Raw genomic sequence first — 15463 nt, 5'->3', positions numbered from 1 at the left:
AACATGGCCCAGCCAGGTCCTGATGCTCAACCAGTTCGGCATCAACATGGGTTTCTACATGCTGATGCCGTACCTGGCCGGGTACCTGGCTGGCCCGCTCGGGCTGGCCGCCTGGGCCGTCGGGCTGGTGCTAGGAGTGCGTAACTTCTCCCAGCAAGGCATGTTCATCGTGGGCGGCACCCTGGCCGACCGGCTGGGCTACAAGCCATTGATCGTGGCCGGATGCGTGCTACGCACCGGCGGATTCGCGCTGCTGGTGGTGGCTCACTCGTTGCCGGCCGTGCTGATCGCCGCCGCGGCAACCGGTTTCGCCGGCGCCTTGTTCAACCCGGCGGTACGCGCCTATCTGGCCGCTGACGCCGGAGATCGCCGGGTGGACGCCTTCGCCATGTTCAACATCTTCTACCAAGCCGGAATCTTGCTGGGCCCGCTGGTCGGACTGACATTGATGGCCCTCGACTTTCGGGTCACCGCGGCGGCTGCGGCGGCGGTGTTCGCCGTGCTCACAGCGGCACAGCTGATGGCGCTGCCCCAAGACCATCACCAACTGGCTCCGCAGAAAACCTCGGTCCTGCACGACTGGCGGATCGTCGTGGGTAACCGGCCGTTCGTGTTGTTCGCGGCGGCGATGATCGGCTGCTACGTGCTGACCTTCCAGGTCTACCTGGCGCTGCCGTTACAAGCATCGATGCTTACCCCGCGGTACCAAACATGGCTAGTCGCAGCGATATTCGCAGTTTCTGGCCTGATCGCCGTCGCGGGCCAGCTACGCATCACCGGTTGGTTCGCCAGCAGGTGGGGCCCCCGGCGCAGCGTGGTCGTCGGACTGATCATCATCGCGGCCTCCTTCCTGCCCTTGACTGTTGTCCCCGATGGCCAGCGGTTCGGGACACCGGTTGCAGTAGCTGCGCTGCTGCTATCAGCGGGCCTGCTCGCGATCGGCTCCGCCGCGGTGTTCCCCTTCGAAATGGACACCGTGGTCACCCTGGCCGGAAACTGGCTCATCGGCACCCACTACGGGTTTTACAACACCATCGTCGGAGCCGGCATCCTCATCGGCAACCTTGCCACCGGGGCCGCTTTCGGTGCCGCACACCGGCTCGGCGCCGGCGGGCTGGTGTGGGCCGGCCTGGCGCTCATCGGCGGCATCGCCGCACTCACCTTGCACCACCTCGATCCCGCCCGCCGCGCCGGACCCGCGTTCTCCGATGCGTGGGTTGGGTCTTGTCCATCAGAAGAAGTCCAGGCGGAAACAGTGGGGAGCAGACCATGACGTTTGTGACTACCCAGCCGACGGCTTTGACGGCGGCGGCTGGCAACCTGCAGGGCATCGGCTCGGCGATGCGCGCCGAAAACGCCGCCGGGGCCGCCCCGACGACCGGGGTGGTGCCTGCCGCCGCCGATGAGGTGTCGGCGTTGACGGCGCTGCAGTTTGCCGCGCACGCGCAGATGTACCAAGCTGTCAGCGCCCAAGCTGCGGTGATCCACGAATTGGTCGCGAAAACCCTTGGCGTCAGCGCTGATTCGTATTCGGTCACCGAAGCCGCCAACGCGGTCGCAGCCGGCTAAACACTCCGAGGCGAAGTGATGGATTTCGCAGCTTTGCCACCCGAAATCAACTCGGCAAGGATCTATGCCGGTCCGGGCCCGGGGCCGATGCTGGCCGCAGCGGCGGCCTGGGCGGGACTCGCCGAGCAGCTATATTCGGAGGCTGCTTCGTATTCCTCGGTGGTTTCAGGGCTGACGAGCGGACCGTGGCTGGGTCCGGCGTCGGCGGCGATGGCCGCCGCGAGCGCCCCTTCGTGGCGTGGATGGACACCACTGCCGCCACGGCACAGCAGACGGCTTCGCAGGCCATGGCGGCCGCGGCCGCCTATGAGGCGGCGTTTGCGATGACGGTGCCGCCACCGGTCATTGCGGCCAACCGCAGCCTGTTGCTGTCGCTGATCGCGACCAACATCCTCGGGCAAAACACGCCCGCGATCGCGGCCACCGAAGCACAGTACGCCATGATGTGGGCCCAGGACGCCGCCGCCATGTACGGCTACGCCGCCGCCTCAGCGACCGCGTCGCTCTTGACCCCGTTCACCCCGCCGCAACCCACCACCAACCCGGCCGGCCTAGCCGGGCAAGGGGCTGCTGTCTCCCAAGCCACCGCCACCTCGGCCAGCACCGACGCGCAGGCGGTCCTGTCACAGGTGACCTCCACGGTGCCCACGGCTCTGCAGCAGCTCGCATCGCCGCTGTCGTCCACGTCCGAGTCGTCCACGGGGTCGCTGTCGTCGCTGAGTTCGACCCTAAGTTCGGTCAATCCGGCGTTATCCATGACAAGTTCGGTCGGCTGGATCTCCAGTGCGCTGCTCTCCAACGCCAACCAGCTGAAATCTCTGATGCCGGCCATCAACGCCGCCAGCACCACAACCTTGAAATGGGGGCTAGCGGGCGCGCTCGCTTCCGGCGCGCTGCGAACACCCGGCTCAGCAGGACTCGGCGGAGCGGCCCTGTCGGCGGGTATGGGCCGGGCGGCCACGGTCGGGACGCTGTCGGTGCCCCAAACCTGGGCCTCCGCGGCCCCGGCAATGAGCGCGGCCGCCGCGGCGCTGCCCAGCACCACCCTGGCCGCCGCTCCAGGAGCCACAGCGGGAGCTCCCGTAAGCATGCTCGGCGCGCCGCTGGCAACGTCGGCCAAATTGACCTTCGCTTCATGCCCCGCCTCAAAGTGGTACCGCCCTCGGCGACCCTCGGGTAATAAGCAGCGCAAATTTAGCGGCTGCCCTTTTCGTTCTAGACCAACAAGCGTCGCGTCACATGCCGCCAAGTCACCGCAACCAGGCAGCACATGAGGCCGTACACCGCGGACGGCGCCTAGTTATCACTAGGCGACCGGTTCGGGCCGGCTGGGCTGGCCTGTATGAATTCAGTCGAAGATGCGGCCAAGGAAGCCGTGCCGACCATAATGATCGTCGCCGTGGTAGCTGCCGTGGTGGCCTTCACCGTGGTGGCCTTCACCGTGGTGGCCTTCTCCGTATCGGCCGTAGTAGGGGTCGGGGGCAGGGTAGGGCGCCTGTGGGGCGTAGTTGGGTGACGGGTATGCGGCAGCCGGTGGCGTCGCCGACTGTTGTTGCTGGTAGTAGGCGGTCTCAGCGTCGATGAGTTGCTCCAACTCACCACGATCGAGGAAGACCCCCCGACACCCGGTACAGCGGTCGATTTCAATCCCCGACCGGCTGTAGGTGGTCATCTCCGACCCACAGCGCGGGCAAACCAATATCGTGTCGCTCATAAGACTTCCTTCGCGTTCGCGTTGTTCCCGATATAGCTGCCGACCACTAGTGCTGTCTGTAATGCCCGTACCCCCGACTTCCGTGGTGTTCGAAGCGCGGCGAGTATGGGTTGCCAGCACCCCAGCCGGCGGGCCGCGGTGCGTGTTGCCAGCCGGGCGGGCGGGTCCCGCCGCGCAACAGCCGCGGCCGGCTCATCAGTTGGCCCAGAGTGAAGCATCGGGTGACGGTGTCCCGAAGCACCGCCTCGGTAGCTTCGTGGTCGCGAGCGCCCAACGATCCCATGGCGGTCACGGGCGTCGCGTCCAGCTGCACCTGCAGTTGTGCGACCAGGCCGCGTAGCTGATTTAGCAGCGTGTCGGCGCCGGCCACGGACCGCTCGAAGTCGGCGGCGGCCAGCTGCAAGCGGTCGAACATGGTCGAGGCGGCACTGTGCATTGCGACCAGATGCGAGGTCGGGCAGGGTTCCACCCGCACCCACCCAGGGAAGTCGGCTGGTAGCGGTGTCTCGGCGGCGACGTCGTAGCCCGGGTCGGTGCTCGCCCGGCGTGCCCGGCCAATCCACGTCGGCACTTCGTTAGCCAGCAACCGGATCTGCTCACTTGTCACCTGCGTGATAAACCCGGCCCTATGAAGCGACCCGGGCTGTTCCTCGGCCTCGACGAACGCCTCGGCCAACGACTGCAGAGCGTAAGCCACCCAGGCGCACAACAGCTGGCCGCTCTCCGCGGGTGACATTGTCGTGGGGGTCAAACCGGCGCTGATGAGTTCGGTCCGCAACCGGTCGGCGGCAAGGATGTCCTCGTAGGCTCCGCCACCGCCCTGTAACAGGGTACGCACCTCTTCGACGGGGACATCGCCGCGCGCTGCAGCCAACATCCGCCCCACCATTGACCACCTCCGGGGCCTCATTCTTCCCACCCTACTGGCCAGCAATGCGGGTACTACTAGGAGCCAAAATTCAGGGCTGATCTCATCGAGCCCTGGGCGTGCATTGAAGCCGCGACTAGAGCATTAAGCCGGGGCGACACCGAGGGTTAGCGTATACCGGCCCAGGGTATGTTACCTCTGTGTCTGTTTTCCAGGTTCTGCGTCGCTTTCCGCGGGGCGCTTGGTGACTGGCCATCATGCGCTGGCTGGGGGCCACGAGTTGGAGTTACGAGTTGGACAGAGTCGGCAGTCAGCGCCTCGGCTATTTCGCGTATCCGCGCCCAGCGAGGCTGTGGCTGGGGCGGCCCGCAGGAACGTGGGAACTTCAGGCACACGACTCCTCTATCGCGACGGCTTCAGAACTGATTAATGGACTCAGACTCGAGTGTGGCGTGGCTGCTTGCCGATGTGGCAAACCCCTGTCTCACCGAAGATGAACGCAGCATGGTTTTCATCGAATTGGGTTGCGGCGAGAATCATCGTGCAATTGAACGCATCCTCGCCGTTGTAGTACAAAACCGCTTACCGCTGCCGGCAGCGCTACTGGATATGCTCACTAACTGGCTGCACCAATACGCCGGTAGCCCCGAAGAGCCGCGGCTGCGCGCCCTGGTTGCAGACATTCAACCTATGTAGGCGATGTAGGCGCAAATGCCCGCTCATCGCAGCAGACCGAAGGATACGGTACCCTATAGGGGTATGGGGCCTATGCGGAGGCGAGTGAAAGCCGCACGCGTCGCCGCCGTCGGGCGGCCGCGGTGGCGTTTTGTCGCCGCGATGGGGGCCATTGCGGCGGCGGTTGCGGTGTGGGTGCTCGTTTTCGGTGGGCACTCCCATTTGCGGTCGCAGCTTCCTGCCTCTCTCCCAGCGCACACCATGGTTAGCTCGCTGGGCAGTGAATTCACGGTCACCGCCGATCATTTGCACCTGTTCAACGCGTCACCACCGGCGGTACACCACTATGAGGCGTTCGTCGCTGGGGTGTTGGCGGACGGGCCCGGCGCTGCGGTGGCTGCTTTAGGTGTTGTGGCGGCGGCGGTGGCCGTTGTGAGTTTGTTGTGGCAGCAAGCCATGGTGGCGGGGCGCGGCCCGCCACGTGGGCTTCCTGCTGCGTTGACCGGTCAAGATCTCTTGACGCGGTTCTGTCTTTCTCGTCGCTGATTGGTCAGCGCCAGGCCGTTTGTGCGGTGTCACGGAACGGCCGGTGGCCGCTGTTCCTGTCGATGGCCGCGCCGTGCGGCCACACGCTAGAAAGCGACGATTCCATGAACAACCCCATCTGGCCTTTGACGTCTTTGACGAGCAGTGGGCCGCGGTATTCGCGGCCGTTGACCCTTGTCCATGGGCAGTAATGGGATTGCTTGCGCAATTCCACAGCCTCGATCACCCGAGCTCAAAAATGTCCTTGTTCAACCAGTGTCAACCCCGTCTCCTCAATGATGATCACGTACCTGGCCGGGTACCTGGCTGGCCCGCTCGGGCATGCGCAGTGGAACCTTGCCGCCGCGGTGAACCGTGCTGTGGCGATGATCGGGTCGCGGTAACGACGACGGATGCTGTAAGCCGGGCGAACCCCCGGCTAAACCTGTCATCGTTTGCTCCCGAGCCGCGCACCCTCGTGGAGATCCTCGAAGAAACCGCGGCCCGCTATCCCGACGCACACGCCCTCGACGACGGCACGGTCACGCTGACCTACCGCGAGCTGATCGCCGATATAGACGACAAGATGGCCGAGCTAGCAGCCGCCGGGATCGGTCGCGGCGACCGCATCGGAATACGCATGCCCTCGGGCAGCAACGCTGTATATGTCGCGATTTTGGCGACGATGGCCGCCGGCGCGACATATGTGCCGGTGGATGCCGAGGATCCCGACCAGCGAGCCGACCTGGTTTTTCATGAGGCGCAGGTAACGGCGGTGATCACTGAGCAGGGGCTGCTGGGTGGTCCCGGCTCTTCGCTAGGACGACAGCCGTCCGCGCCACGGGCCGGCGACGATGCCTGGATCATCTTCACCTCCGGCTCGACCGGGACCCCAAAAGGTGTTGCCGTCACTCATCGCAGCGCAGCGGCATTCGTTGACGCAGAAGCGCAAATATATGTGCAGCACAACCCAATTGGCCCCGGCGACCGGGTGCTGGCGGGATTGTCGGTGGCGTTCGACGCCTCTTGTGAAGAGATGTGGCTGGCGTGGCGAAACGGCGCGTGCCTGGTGCCGGCGCCACGATCGCTGGTGCGCAGCGGCAGGGATTTGGGGCCCTGGCTGATAGCCCGCGGCATCACCGTGGTGTCTACGGTGCCGACACTGGCCGCGCTGTGGTCGACCGAAACTTTGGCGGCGGTCCGGCTGCTGATTGTGGGCGGCGAGGCCTGTCCGCCCGAGCTGGCCGAACGGCTGGCGGTAGAGGGCAGAGAAGTTTGGAACACCTACGGCCCTACCGAAGCCACGGTGGTGTCGTGTGCGGCCAGGCTGACCGGCAGCGGTCCGGTGCGCATCGGGCTGCCGCTGCCCGGCTGGGACCTGGCGGTCATCGACCGCCAGGGCCAACCGGTGCCGGACGGTCAGGTCGGTGAACTGGTGATCGCAGGCGTCGGGTTAGGGCGCTACCTCGATCCGCAGATGGACGCCAACAGATACGCACCGCTGCCCAGTCTGGGCTGGCGCCGCGCCTACCGCAGCGGCGACCTGGTGCGGCGAGAGCCCGAGGGGCTGATCTTCGTCGGCCGTGCCGATAACCAGGTCAAGGTCGGGGGTCGGCGCATCGAGCTGGGCGAGGTGGATTCCGCGCTGGTAAATCTGCCGGGCGTCAGCGTTGCAGCGGCCGCGGTGCGCCGCACAGCCAGCGGCGCACCACTGCTGGTCGGCTACCTCGTGAGCACCGACGCATCGTTTGATCTAGCGGCCGCACGCACAGCGCTGCGCCAAAAGCTGCCCGCCGCATTGGTGCCGCGACTGGTGCTGGTCGACCAGTTACCCACCCGCGCCTCGGGCAAGCTCGACCGGGACGCGTTGCCGTGGCCGGTTGCCGAAACAGCGGGCCCATCGCCGAACCTGGGCGGCACGATGGGCTGGCTGGCCGGCCTGTGGCATCACGTCTTGGGCGCTGCCGTCGACGGCCCGGACACCGACTTCTTCGCCCTTGGTGGTGAATCACTGTCGGCGGCTCAACTGGTGGATGCGCTGCGTCAGCGATATCCGCAAGTCACAATAGCCCAGCTCTACGACCATCCCCGGCTGTCGTCTTTGGCCGGTTTTCTCGACGAGCTCGATCCGCCGGTGCGCGTCGCGCCGCGGGTGGTGCGCCCGACACCGCGATTAACACAGGCCACGCAGGTCTTGCTGTCGCTACCGCTGGCGACACTGACCGGCATGCAATGGGTGACGTGGCTGGCGCTGGCCAGCAATGTTGCCGCGCAGCTGCGTCTGCTGCCATGGCTGGTGACAGTCGACTGGTGGTGGATCATCGCCGGATTTCTGGTGTTCATTACCCCACCGGGGCGCATAGCCATCGCGGTCCTTGCCGCCCGGCTGCTGCTATCCCGTGTGCAGCCGGGCACCTACCGGCGCGGGGGATCTGAACACCTGCGGGTGTGGTTCGTCGAACGCCTCGTGGAGGCCAACATGGTGGAAAACTTGGTCGGCACGCCATGGTTGACGTACTACGCCCGCGCGCTGGGCAACAAGGTCGGCAAGGGCGTGGACCTGCACGCCATGCCGCCGGTGAGCGGGATGCTGACCCTGGGCCACCACAGTGCCATCGAGCCCGAGGTCGATCTGTGCGGGCATTGGGTCGACGGCGACCTGTTCCACATCGGCCCGATCTCGATCGGCAACGACGCGATCGTCGGCGCGCGGACCTCCTTGCTGCCCGGCGCCTCAGTGGGCGACAACGCCCAGATTGCCCCCGGTTCCAGCGTCGTCGGCACAGTGAACAACGGCCAGTATTGGAAGGGCTCACCGGCGGTGATGTCCGGTGCGGCCCGCCAGTGGCCGCCGCACCGCCCGCCACGCGCGCCGCTGTGGGTGGCGGTGTTCGCGCTGACGCCGGCGCTGCTCGGCGCATTGCCGCTGCTGGCTGACTTCACGGGGCTGGCGGTGCTGACCTGGGGGGTGCGTAGCAGCCGCACGCTGCTCGACGCGGTCGCCCCGACCGTGGCCTGGACGCCGGTGGCCGTGTCCGCGACGCTGACGGTGTATGCGGCGCTGACAGTGTTAAGCGTGCGGATGCTGTCGCTGGGGTTGCGTGAGAGCTACCACCCCGTGCACAGCCGGGACGGGTGGCAGCTATGGACCACCGGGCGATTAATGGCCGCCGCGCGCACTCACCTGTTCCCGCTGTATGCCAGCCTGCTCACGCCCTGGTGGTTACGGCTGCTCGGTACCCAGGTGGGGCGCGGCACCGAAATCTCCACGGCCCTGCTCATACCAAAGTTCACCGTCGTCGCCGACGGCGCCTTCCTGGCCGACGACGTCATGGTGGCGTCCTATGAACTGGGCGGCGGATGGATCCAGGCGGCCACCGCCACCATCGGCAACCGCGCGTTCCTCGGCAACTCCAGCATCACTCAGCCGGGCCGCCGGGTGCCCGACGACGCGCTGGTCGCGGTGCTGTCGCTGGCCCCGGATAAGGCCACGACCGGGTCGTCGTGGCTGGGTAGCCCGCCGGTGGCGCTGCGCCGTCGGGCCACCGAGGCGGATGCGGGCCGCACCTACCACCCGTCGCGGCAGCTGATATCGATGCGGGCCGTCGTCGAAACCTGTCGGCTGATTCCCTTGATGGTGACCTTCGCCATCGGAGTCGCCGTCGTGGACGCATTGCAGTGGCTGGCAAGCGAATTCGGCTACGGGTGGGCGGCACTGGGCAGCGGTGTCGTACTGCTGGCGGCCGGCGCAATTGCCGGTATCGCCGCGGTGGCAGCCAAATGGCTGTTGGTCGGCCGCATCCGGGTGATCGAGCGCCCGCTGTGGTCGTCGTTCGTGTGGCGCAACGAGGTGGCCGAGGTCTTCATCGAAACCGTGGCCGCACCCTGGTTCACGCGAACCGCCCGCGGCACGCCGATGCTCAACCTTTGGTTACGTGCGCTGGGCGCCTCCATCGGCCGGGGCGTCTGGTGCGAAACGCACTGGCTGCCCGAGGCCGACCTGGTGACACTGGGCGCAGGCGCCACCGTCAACCGCGGCTCTGTAGTACAGACCCATCTGTTCCACGACAGGATCATGCGCACCGGCACCGTCGTCCTGGAACCGGGAGCCACGCTGGGCCGATACAGTGTGGCGCTGCCAGCGGCCCGGCTGGGTGCCGCCGTCACCGTTGGACCGGCATCGCTGGTCATGCGCGGCGACTACCTGCCATCATCGACCCGCTGGCAGGGAAACCCCGTCGCCCCGTGGACCCCCCACCAGACACACCCCCACCGGGCGCCCGGCAGCCAAACCGAGAAGATCGCCGCATAAGAACGTTTCGGACCGCGCGAGTCCGGTACGCGCCCGCCAGCGGTGGACGGTATTTCATGCCTGCGCCACCATCTGCTGCAGTCGGTGGGGTTGGAGTGGGGTCCGATCGACCCCCATACCGGGATGGCGGAAGTCGCCGGCGTGCACCGCAACACAATCACGGCCTGGTCGCAACGCGCCACCCAACTACGGGAGTGGGCAAGAGCAGAATCTGGTCGTCGACGACGAGGCTGGCGCGACGGCGGCGCAGTTGGCGGCCCCGCAGCAAGCGATACGGCCGCCCAAGCCCGAGCACCTGTCGCGGGCGAGTTAAAACAGTTGTGGGCCAACGACCAACGGGGTTTTGTCGTCGAGGACGCAGCCCAGCTGGCGGCGCGGCGAGTCCGCACATCGACGCGGGTTCGACGTGCACGCCTTGGTCCGCGACGCCGCCACCGGCATCGACAAAGCTGCGTTTACGCGCGCCGATCTGGTGGAAGCGATCGGCGCCCGGATGCCGCCGTCGATTGAAGGCGCCGCGTCCAAGATCGACGGAAACGCGATCCCTCCGCGGTATCTGATCGAGGGTATCGCCGAGCGCATCGGTATGGAATGGCGAGCTTTGAAAAGCGCTGAGGAAACGGATGGCGTGTGGCGAGCAGGTGGCGCTGCGCGGCACGCCGGGTCGCAACCACCACAGATGCGGTCGAGTGTTCCGGCTTGACCGGCCTCCGATGGGTAGCGCCGGGGTGGTCGTGGCGCACGGCTGGCGTGTGGTGGCGGACATCCATGGGTGCGTGCGTTGGATGGCTAGCGGCGCGGGGTCCGGGCGCCGTCGATGGCGGTGTCGAGGGCGGCGGTTTCGGCGGCCGCGGGTGCAGTGCGCCGCCGCGCGCTGTGTTGGGCCAGGCGCGCGAATTCCCAGGCGGGCCAGGCATGCCCGGAACCCTCCAGGGCGGCTCTCGCCTCGGCACGTGCGCGGGCATGCTCACTACGGTCGACGGCACGCTCCACGCGGTAGGCGCGAACGGCGGCGAGGTGTTCGGCTTCGCGGGCGATGTCGTCGGCGGCGGGACGCTTTCGAGGCGGTCGGTGCCGTGCCAGGCCAAGATCGCGCTCAGTAGCCTGATCGGCTTGTGTGGGGTGTCGGGATCCAGTGGCCCACGCCGAGCCAGTCGCTGATGAGTTGCTTCACATCGCGCGGTGGCCAGCCGTGGCGCGCGGGCCCGGCCAGGATGGCCGCCCAAGCGGTGGGACTAGGTGTACTGACCACGGACGTTGGTGACGGCGTGGCGTGGTGACATAACGAAGACCTCCGAGTGAAGTGCGAGCTGTCTAGGAACGCACTCGTCACGTCGGAGGTCTTCGTGTCCCACCGTAATGCCCCTTTGTCTGAAACCGGCCGTCTGCGCCTGGCTCGTTGTGTAGTCGATGATGGTTGGCCGCTGCGGCGAGCTGCCGAACGCTTCCAGGTCTCGGTGACCACAGCGGCGCACTGGGCGGGCCGCTACCGCGAGCTTGGTGATGCGGGGATGGTCGACCGCAGTTCACGACCGCATTGCAGTCCACATCGGACGCCTAAGCGGACTGAGCGGCGCATCATCAAAGTCCGGGTCATCCGCCGCTGGGGCCCGGCCCGCATCGGCTACCTACTGGGTTTGCACCCCTCCACGGTGCATCGGGTGCTCGCCCGCTACGGGCTGGCCAAACTGCGTTGGCTGGACCGTCCCACCGGGCGGGTCGTGCGCCGTATGGAATCGGCCCGACCCGGCGACCTGGTCCATGTCGATGTCAAAAAGTTGGGCAAGATCCCTGCCGGCGGTGGCTGGCGCTTGCTGGGGCGAAGCACAGGCAGACGCCATTCGCGCGCCGACAAAAGCAGCGGGAGATCAGCTAAGGACCGCGACGGACGGCGGGGTTACCACTTCGTGCACACCGCCATCGACGCGCACTCGCGACTGGCCTACAGCGAACTACTCGCCGATGAAGGAAAGCAGACTGCGGCTGAGTTCTGGTCGCGAGCCAACGCCTGGTTCCAAATGTGCGGCATCACGGTTCGAAAAGTGTTGACCGACAACGGGTCCTGCTATCGCTCCCACACATTTCGTGAGGCACTCGCTGGCATCGAGCATCGCCGGACCCGGCCATACCGGCCCCAGACCAACGGCAAGGTGGAGCGTTTTCACCGGACCCTGGCCGACGAAGGGCCTACGCCCGGCTCTATATCAGCGACACAGAACGTTGCGAGGAATTCCTCCGATGGCTACACACCTACAATCACCACCGCAGCCACACAGCACTCGGCGGCCAACCGCCCGCCACCCGCATACCTAACCTCTCAGGTCAGTACAACTAGGCCGGTGACACCTGGGGGCCTGCGGGTCGGCGAGCCATGCCTTGGCCAGCGCCGGTACGGCGGCGGTCGCGGGTAGTAACCACGTCCTGGGCGCTAGGTGGGCAGGCGCCGGTTGATCAGCAGCGCCAGCGCCGTCGCGATGAGGGCCGTCAGCACCCCGAGGCGCAGCCAGCCGGAGCTGCCCGGCCCCGGCACCGTGCGGTAGCCGATCTCGTTCTCGATCGCGTTGTAGCTCTTGTTGAGCTCGCCGATGTTGGTGGCGGTGTAGGGCTGCCCGCCCGAAAGCCGGGCGATCGTCTTCATCTGGTCGGTCGACACCGGGACCGCGACGCGCTGCCCGTCCATCTCGATCTCGCCGCCCTTGGTGCCGAATGAGATCGTCGAGATGGGCACGCCCTCGTCCTTGGCCAGGCGCGCCGCGGTGTAGACGCCGTCGTGCGGATCGCTGGGGTTGGAAGGCTTGTTCTCGCGGCCGTCGGAGAGCAGCACGATACGGGCCGGCGGCGGATTGTCGCCGCCGGTGACCGCCGTGGCGCCGATCGCGTGCAGGGCGGTGAAGATGGCTTGGCCGGTGGCCGTGCTGTCGGCGAAGTCCAGCTTCTTCAGCGCGTCGATGGTCGCCTGGTGTTGCGGGGTGGGCGGCACCAGCAAATAGGGTGTGCCGGCGAAGCCGACCAGCCCGAGGTTGATGCCCGGCGTCAGCTGGCTGGCGAACTGGCTGGCCGCCTGTTCGGCTGCCTTGAGCCGGTTGGGTTCGACGTCGGTCGCCCGCATGGACTGCGACATGTCGATGACGAGCATGATGACGGCGCGGTTGCGCGGGATGCGCATGTCGTGGGTGGGGGTGGCCAGCGCGATGGTCAACAACGCCAGGCAGAGCAGCGACGCGGCGATCGGCAGGTGCCGCCACGGCGACTGCGCCACGGGGGCGTCGGTGTAGCGGTGCAGCCGTCGGTTGCGACGAGCCTGGACCATGACGTAGATGGCCAGCAGGGCCAGGGGCACCAAACCGAACAGCAACATGCCCGGGCGTTGGAACCCGTAGAGCGGCAGCGGGCCGATTCCGGGAAGCGACACGTCACTCAACCTTCCCGTCTCCTGATGCTGCCGCCAGTAAAGAGGAGACTCGGGGACCCGTCAAACGTTCGGTAGCTCGCGGCTATTCGCGACGGAGCCGGCCCTCGACGAACTGCTCCAGCTTTTCCCACTCGCGCACCGCCGCGGCGTAGGGCGGCGACGGCTTGGTGACCGAGCCGGGCTCGAGCACGGCGGCCACCAATTTGCCCAGCGGCCGGGTGGTTTCGAGCGCCTTGTCCACCGCGGGATCCTCGGAGTAGTCGCCGATGTCGCGGAGCACCTCGACGGCCAGTTCCAGTTGCTCGCGGTCCACGGCGTCCGGCCCGTCGGCGAGGTCGTCGGCCAGACCGCTGAGCACATAGATGTTGTCGTCGGTGACCTCGACCGCCAGCGAGCCGTCGGTGGCGGCGGTGCGGATGTCGTCGTAGGTGCTCAGGTCGGACAGGTCGTGGTCGTGCTCGTCGGCCAGGTAGCGGGCCAGCGCGCGCTCGGACGGGAACACGCTGATGCGCCCGTTGCGGCCCAGGAAGATCGGTTCGTCGTCGAGGTAGCAGCGCAGCGTGAAGAAGGTGCCCGAGCTCGTCATGATCCGGATCGGATCGATGCCCACCTGCAGCCAGAAGTCCTTGTCGCCGCCCAGCACCGCGGTGTCGCCGGCCGCCCGATCGTCGGTGTCGTCGTCGTCCTCGGTGTCGGCGTCTTCTTCCGCGGTGTCGTCGTCGGCCTCGTCGGCGGCGGATTCCTCGAGGGCGTTCTCCTCGACGGCGTCTTCGGTTTCGTCCTCTTCGCGCTCCTCGGCCAGTTCGTCGGCGGCCTTGGCCGACAGCGCGTCGTCGACCTCGGGGGTGGTGGCGATGTCGTCGATCGCGCCCAGCACGTCGTCCCAGCTGCGCCCGATGACCTCGGCGATCGCATGCCAGCGTTTGGCGCCGGCCTTGCCGGTGAAGTACTCGAGCCCGCCCGACACGGTGCCCAGGCTGGGGTTGCCGTTGAAGAACTTCGACACCGCCGCCAGCTCGCACACCGATCCGATGGACGACACGATGGCCAGCGTGCCCGCCAGCGCGGCCACCGATTCCTCGGTGGGCTTCTCCGCGACCAACTCCTCGACGGCGACCAGATCGAACTGCTTGTCCTCGGCGGGCTCGAAGTCATGCGCGTGCGCCGACGTCAGGTCCTTCCACGCCGGGTGGTCGGTCAGGTCGTTGTCGGTGTCGGACCGCACGAACGCCACCAGGTCGGCGACGGAGGAGAAGACGAACAGGTCTTCGTCCTTGCCCAGGAACGCCTCCCACTCGTCGCCGGAGTCACGCCAGCGGGGCGCCCACACGGTGTAGCGGTCACCGGCGGACAAGCTCAGGCGAATGGGCACGAGGTCAGCAGCCATGCGGCACAGAATAGCGACGGCCGGCGAAGCCGCCGCCATCAGCACGGGCGATCGCGAGCGCGGCGGAGCCGGGTGAAGCGGGTCGCCGCCATCAGCACAGCGGGTTAGCCCCAGATGTCGGTGATGGGCGGCGCGCTGGCGGCATATCCCGTCTTGGGTAGCCCGTACATCTGCTCCACCGTGGAAAGCACGTTGTAGTGGTTGATCTGCTCGCCGTAGTTCCCGGGGCGGACGTGGGCGCCGTAGAACACTGTGGGGATCTGGTTGCGGCTGCCGTTATCGTCCTCGTCGAACGTCACGATCAGCAGGCTGTTGTTGGCCACCGCCCAGTTGGCGTAACCGGACAGCTGGCGGTTGAGCCAGGTGTCGGCCTGCGCGATCGAGCCGTCGTGCATGTTGTTGTCGTTGTTGGGGATGACGAACGACACGGTCGGCAGGCTGGCGTAGTTGCCCATCGGGAACGCGGAGAACGGCAGCGAGTTCGCCGCCGGCACGTTGGTGAAGTTGGCCCACGGCACGTGCTTGCGCGCGTACTTGCCCGCGGTGCACACGGGCGAGCCGACCGCGGGCAGGCCTTCGGCGAAGCCGACGAAGGTGTGGCCCGCGGCCAGCAATTCGGATCCGAGGTTGGGGGCCGCGCCGGCGTTGATCGGGCACAGGTCCTTGGTCACCCCGAAGGTGTTGCCGGCGAACAGCGCCAGGTAATTCGGTTCGCTGGGGTGTGTTTCGGCGTACGACTGCGTCATGTTCGCGCCGTTGGCGGCCAGGGAGGTGATGAAGGGCGCCGACTGGTTGCCGATGATGCCGTTCTCGGAACGGTTTTCCTCCACCACGATCACGATGTGCGCCGGCTGCGGAATGGCCGCTGCCGCAAGGCCTATGCGCGGGGTCAGCGGGCTTGCCGCGAGTCCCACCGATGCCACCGCGCCGAGCGTCAGCAGGAGGCGATGCGCCCTACCGAGCAGCGTTCTCGGACTTCGATTTTCGCGTGACACCCAGGG

The 15463-nt window shown here is 67.0% G+C and carries 14 protein-coding genes and 2 pseudogenes; 9 read left to right on the top strand and 7 right to left on the bottom strand.

Annotated elements, in window-relative coordinates:
* Positions 1-22: 22 nt before the first annotated feature.
* The 3 genes and pseudogenes from AC0KTM_RS19850 to AC0KTM_RS19840 all read left to right on the top strand — a co-directional run bounded on the left by AC0KTM_RS19850 (position 23) and on the right by AC0KTM_RS19840 (position 2749).
* Positions 23-1273, top strand: a complete 1251-nt coding sequence (locus AC0KTM_RS19850; RefSeq protein ID WP_472416483.1) for an MFS transporter — start codon at positions 23-25, stop codon at positions 1271-1273.
* The gene (locus tag AC0KTM_RS19845) at positions 1270-1569 is read left to right on the top strand and encodes a PE family protein (protein ID WP_238956734.1); all 300 of its coding nucleotides are present in this window, start codon (positions 1270-1272) and stop codon (positions 1567-1569) included. The genes AC0KTM_RS19850 and AC0KTM_RS19845 overlap by 4 nt, the downstream gene beginning before the upstream one ends.
* Before the next feature lie 18 nt (positions 1570-1587).
* Positions 1588-2749: pseudogene (locus AC0KTM_RS19840) on the top strand (PPE family protein).
* Positions 2750-2917: 168 nt separating this feature from the next.
* Here the strand turns inward: AC0KTM_RS19840 and AC0KTM_RS19835 are convergent.
* Positions 2918-3283 carry a TFIIB-type zinc ribbon-containing protein gene (locus AC0KTM_RS19835; protein WP_186273491.1) on the bottom strand — a complete coding sequence of 122 codons (366 nt, stop codon included), beginning with the start codon at positions 3281-3283 and terminating at the stop codon, positions 2918-2920.
* A gap of 46 nt (positions 3284-3329) precedes the next feature.
* Positions 3330-4160 (bottom strand): hypothetical protein, encoded by an 831-nt coding sequence (locus AC0KTM_RS19830; RefSeq protein WP_238956733.1) that lies wholly within the window; start codon positions 4158-4160, stop codon positions 3330-3332.
* 438 nt (positions 4161-4598) lie between these two features.
* Between AC0KTM_RS19830 and AC0KTM_RS19825 the strand changes: the two genes are divergently transcribed.
* On the top strand, positions 4599-4847 hold the full coding sequence (locus AC0KTM_RS19825; protein WP_238956732.1) for a tryptophanase: 249 nt from the start codon (positions 4599-4601) through the stop codon (positions 4845-4847).
* A gap of 15 nt (positions 4848-4862) precedes the next feature.
* The gene (lpqS, locus tag AC0KTM_RS19820; protein WP_472408526.1) at positions 4863-5372 is read left to right on the top strand and encodes a putative copper homeostasis (lipo)protein LpqS; all 510 of its coding nucleotides are present in this window, start codon (positions 4863-4865) and stop codon (positions 5370-5372) included.
* A 4-nt stretch (positions 5373-5376) separates the two neighbouring features.
* Here the strand turns inward: lpqS and AC0KTM_RS19815 are convergent, their stop codons facing one another.
* Positions 5377-5598 (bottom strand): hypothetical protein, encoded by a 222-nt coding sequence (locus AC0KTM_RS19815; RefSeq protein WP_238956731.1) that lies wholly within the window; start codon positions 5596-5598, stop codon positions 5377-5379.
* 231 nt (positions 5599-5829) lie between these two features.
* Here AC0KTM_RS19815 and AC0KTM_RS19810 point away from each other — a divergent pair, with 231 nt between their 5' ends.
* The 3 genes from AC0KTM_RS19810 to AC0KTM_RS19800 are packed head-to-tail and all read left to right on the top strand — an operon-like array spanning position 5830 to position 10366.
* On the top strand, positions 5830-9663 hold the full coding sequence (locus AC0KTM_RS19810) for a Pls/PosA family non-ribosomal peptide synthetase (RefSeq protein ID WP_238956730.1): 3834 nt from the start codon (positions 5830-5832) through the stop codon (positions 9661-9663).
* Positions 9664-9705: 42 nt separating this feature from the next.
* On the top strand, positions 9706-10173 hold the full coding sequence (locus AC0KTM_RS19805; RefSeq protein ID WP_425326330.1) for a relaxase domain-containing protein: 468 nt from the start codon (positions 9706-9708) through the stop codon (positions 10171-10173).
* Positions 10079-10366, top strand: coding sequence for a hypothetical protein (locus AC0KTM_RS19800; protein ID WP_238956729.1), 288 nt, complete (start codon positions 10079-10081; stop codon positions 10364-10366). Before AC0KTM_RS19805 ends, AC0KTM_RS19800 begins: the two co-directional genes overlap by 95 nt.
* Positions 10367-10452: 86 nt before the next feature.
* Here the strand turns inward: AC0KTM_RS19800 and AC0KTM_RS19795 are convergent, their stop codons facing one another.
* The gene (locus AC0KTM_RS19795) at positions 10453-10656 is read right to left on the bottom strand and encodes a hypothetical protein (RefSeq protein ID WP_238956728.1); all 204 of its coding nucleotides are present in this window, start codon (positions 10654-10656) and stop codon (positions 10453-10455) included.
* 353 nt (positions 10657-11009) lie between these two features.
* Here AC0KTM_RS19795 and AC0KTM_RS19790 point away from each other — a divergent pair.
* Positions 11010-11998: pseudogene (locus AC0KTM_RS19790) on the top strand (IS481 family transposase).
* Between the two features lie 93 nt (positions 11999-12091).
* On the opposite strand, the gene AC0KTM_RS19785 reads toward AC0KTM_RS19790, so the two are convergent.
* The 3 genes from AC0KTM_RS19785 to AC0KTM_RS19775 all read right to left on the bottom strand — a co-directional run bounded on the left by AC0KTM_RS19785 (position 12092) and on the right by AC0KTM_RS19775 (position 15457).
* On the bottom strand, positions 12092-13075 hold the full coding sequence (locus AC0KTM_RS19785; protein ID WP_238956727.1) for a VWA domain-containing protein: 984 nt from the start codon (positions 13073-13075) through the stop codon (positions 12092-12094).
* 82 nt (positions 13076-13157) lie between these two features.
* Positions 13158-14462, bottom strand: coding sequence for a protein export chaperone SatS (gene satS / locus AC0KTM_RS19780; protein WP_238956726.1), 1305 nt, complete (start codon positions 14460-14462; stop codon positions 13158-13160).
* Positions 14463-14566: 104 nt separating this feature from the next.
* Positions 14567-15457 (bottom strand): alkaline phosphatase family protein, encoded by an 891-nt coding sequence (locus AC0KTM_RS19775; protein ID WP_472408525.1) that lies wholly within the window; start codon positions 15455-15457, stop codon positions 14567-14569.
* Positions 15458-15463 lie beyond the last annotated feature (6 nt).

It is taken from the genome of Mycobacterium sp. NTMscope_Eco_3 (assembly GCF_976985685.1).
The sequence above is the reverse complement of the archived record's forward strand: the minus strand, read 5'-3'. Positions and strand labels throughout refer to the sequence as shown.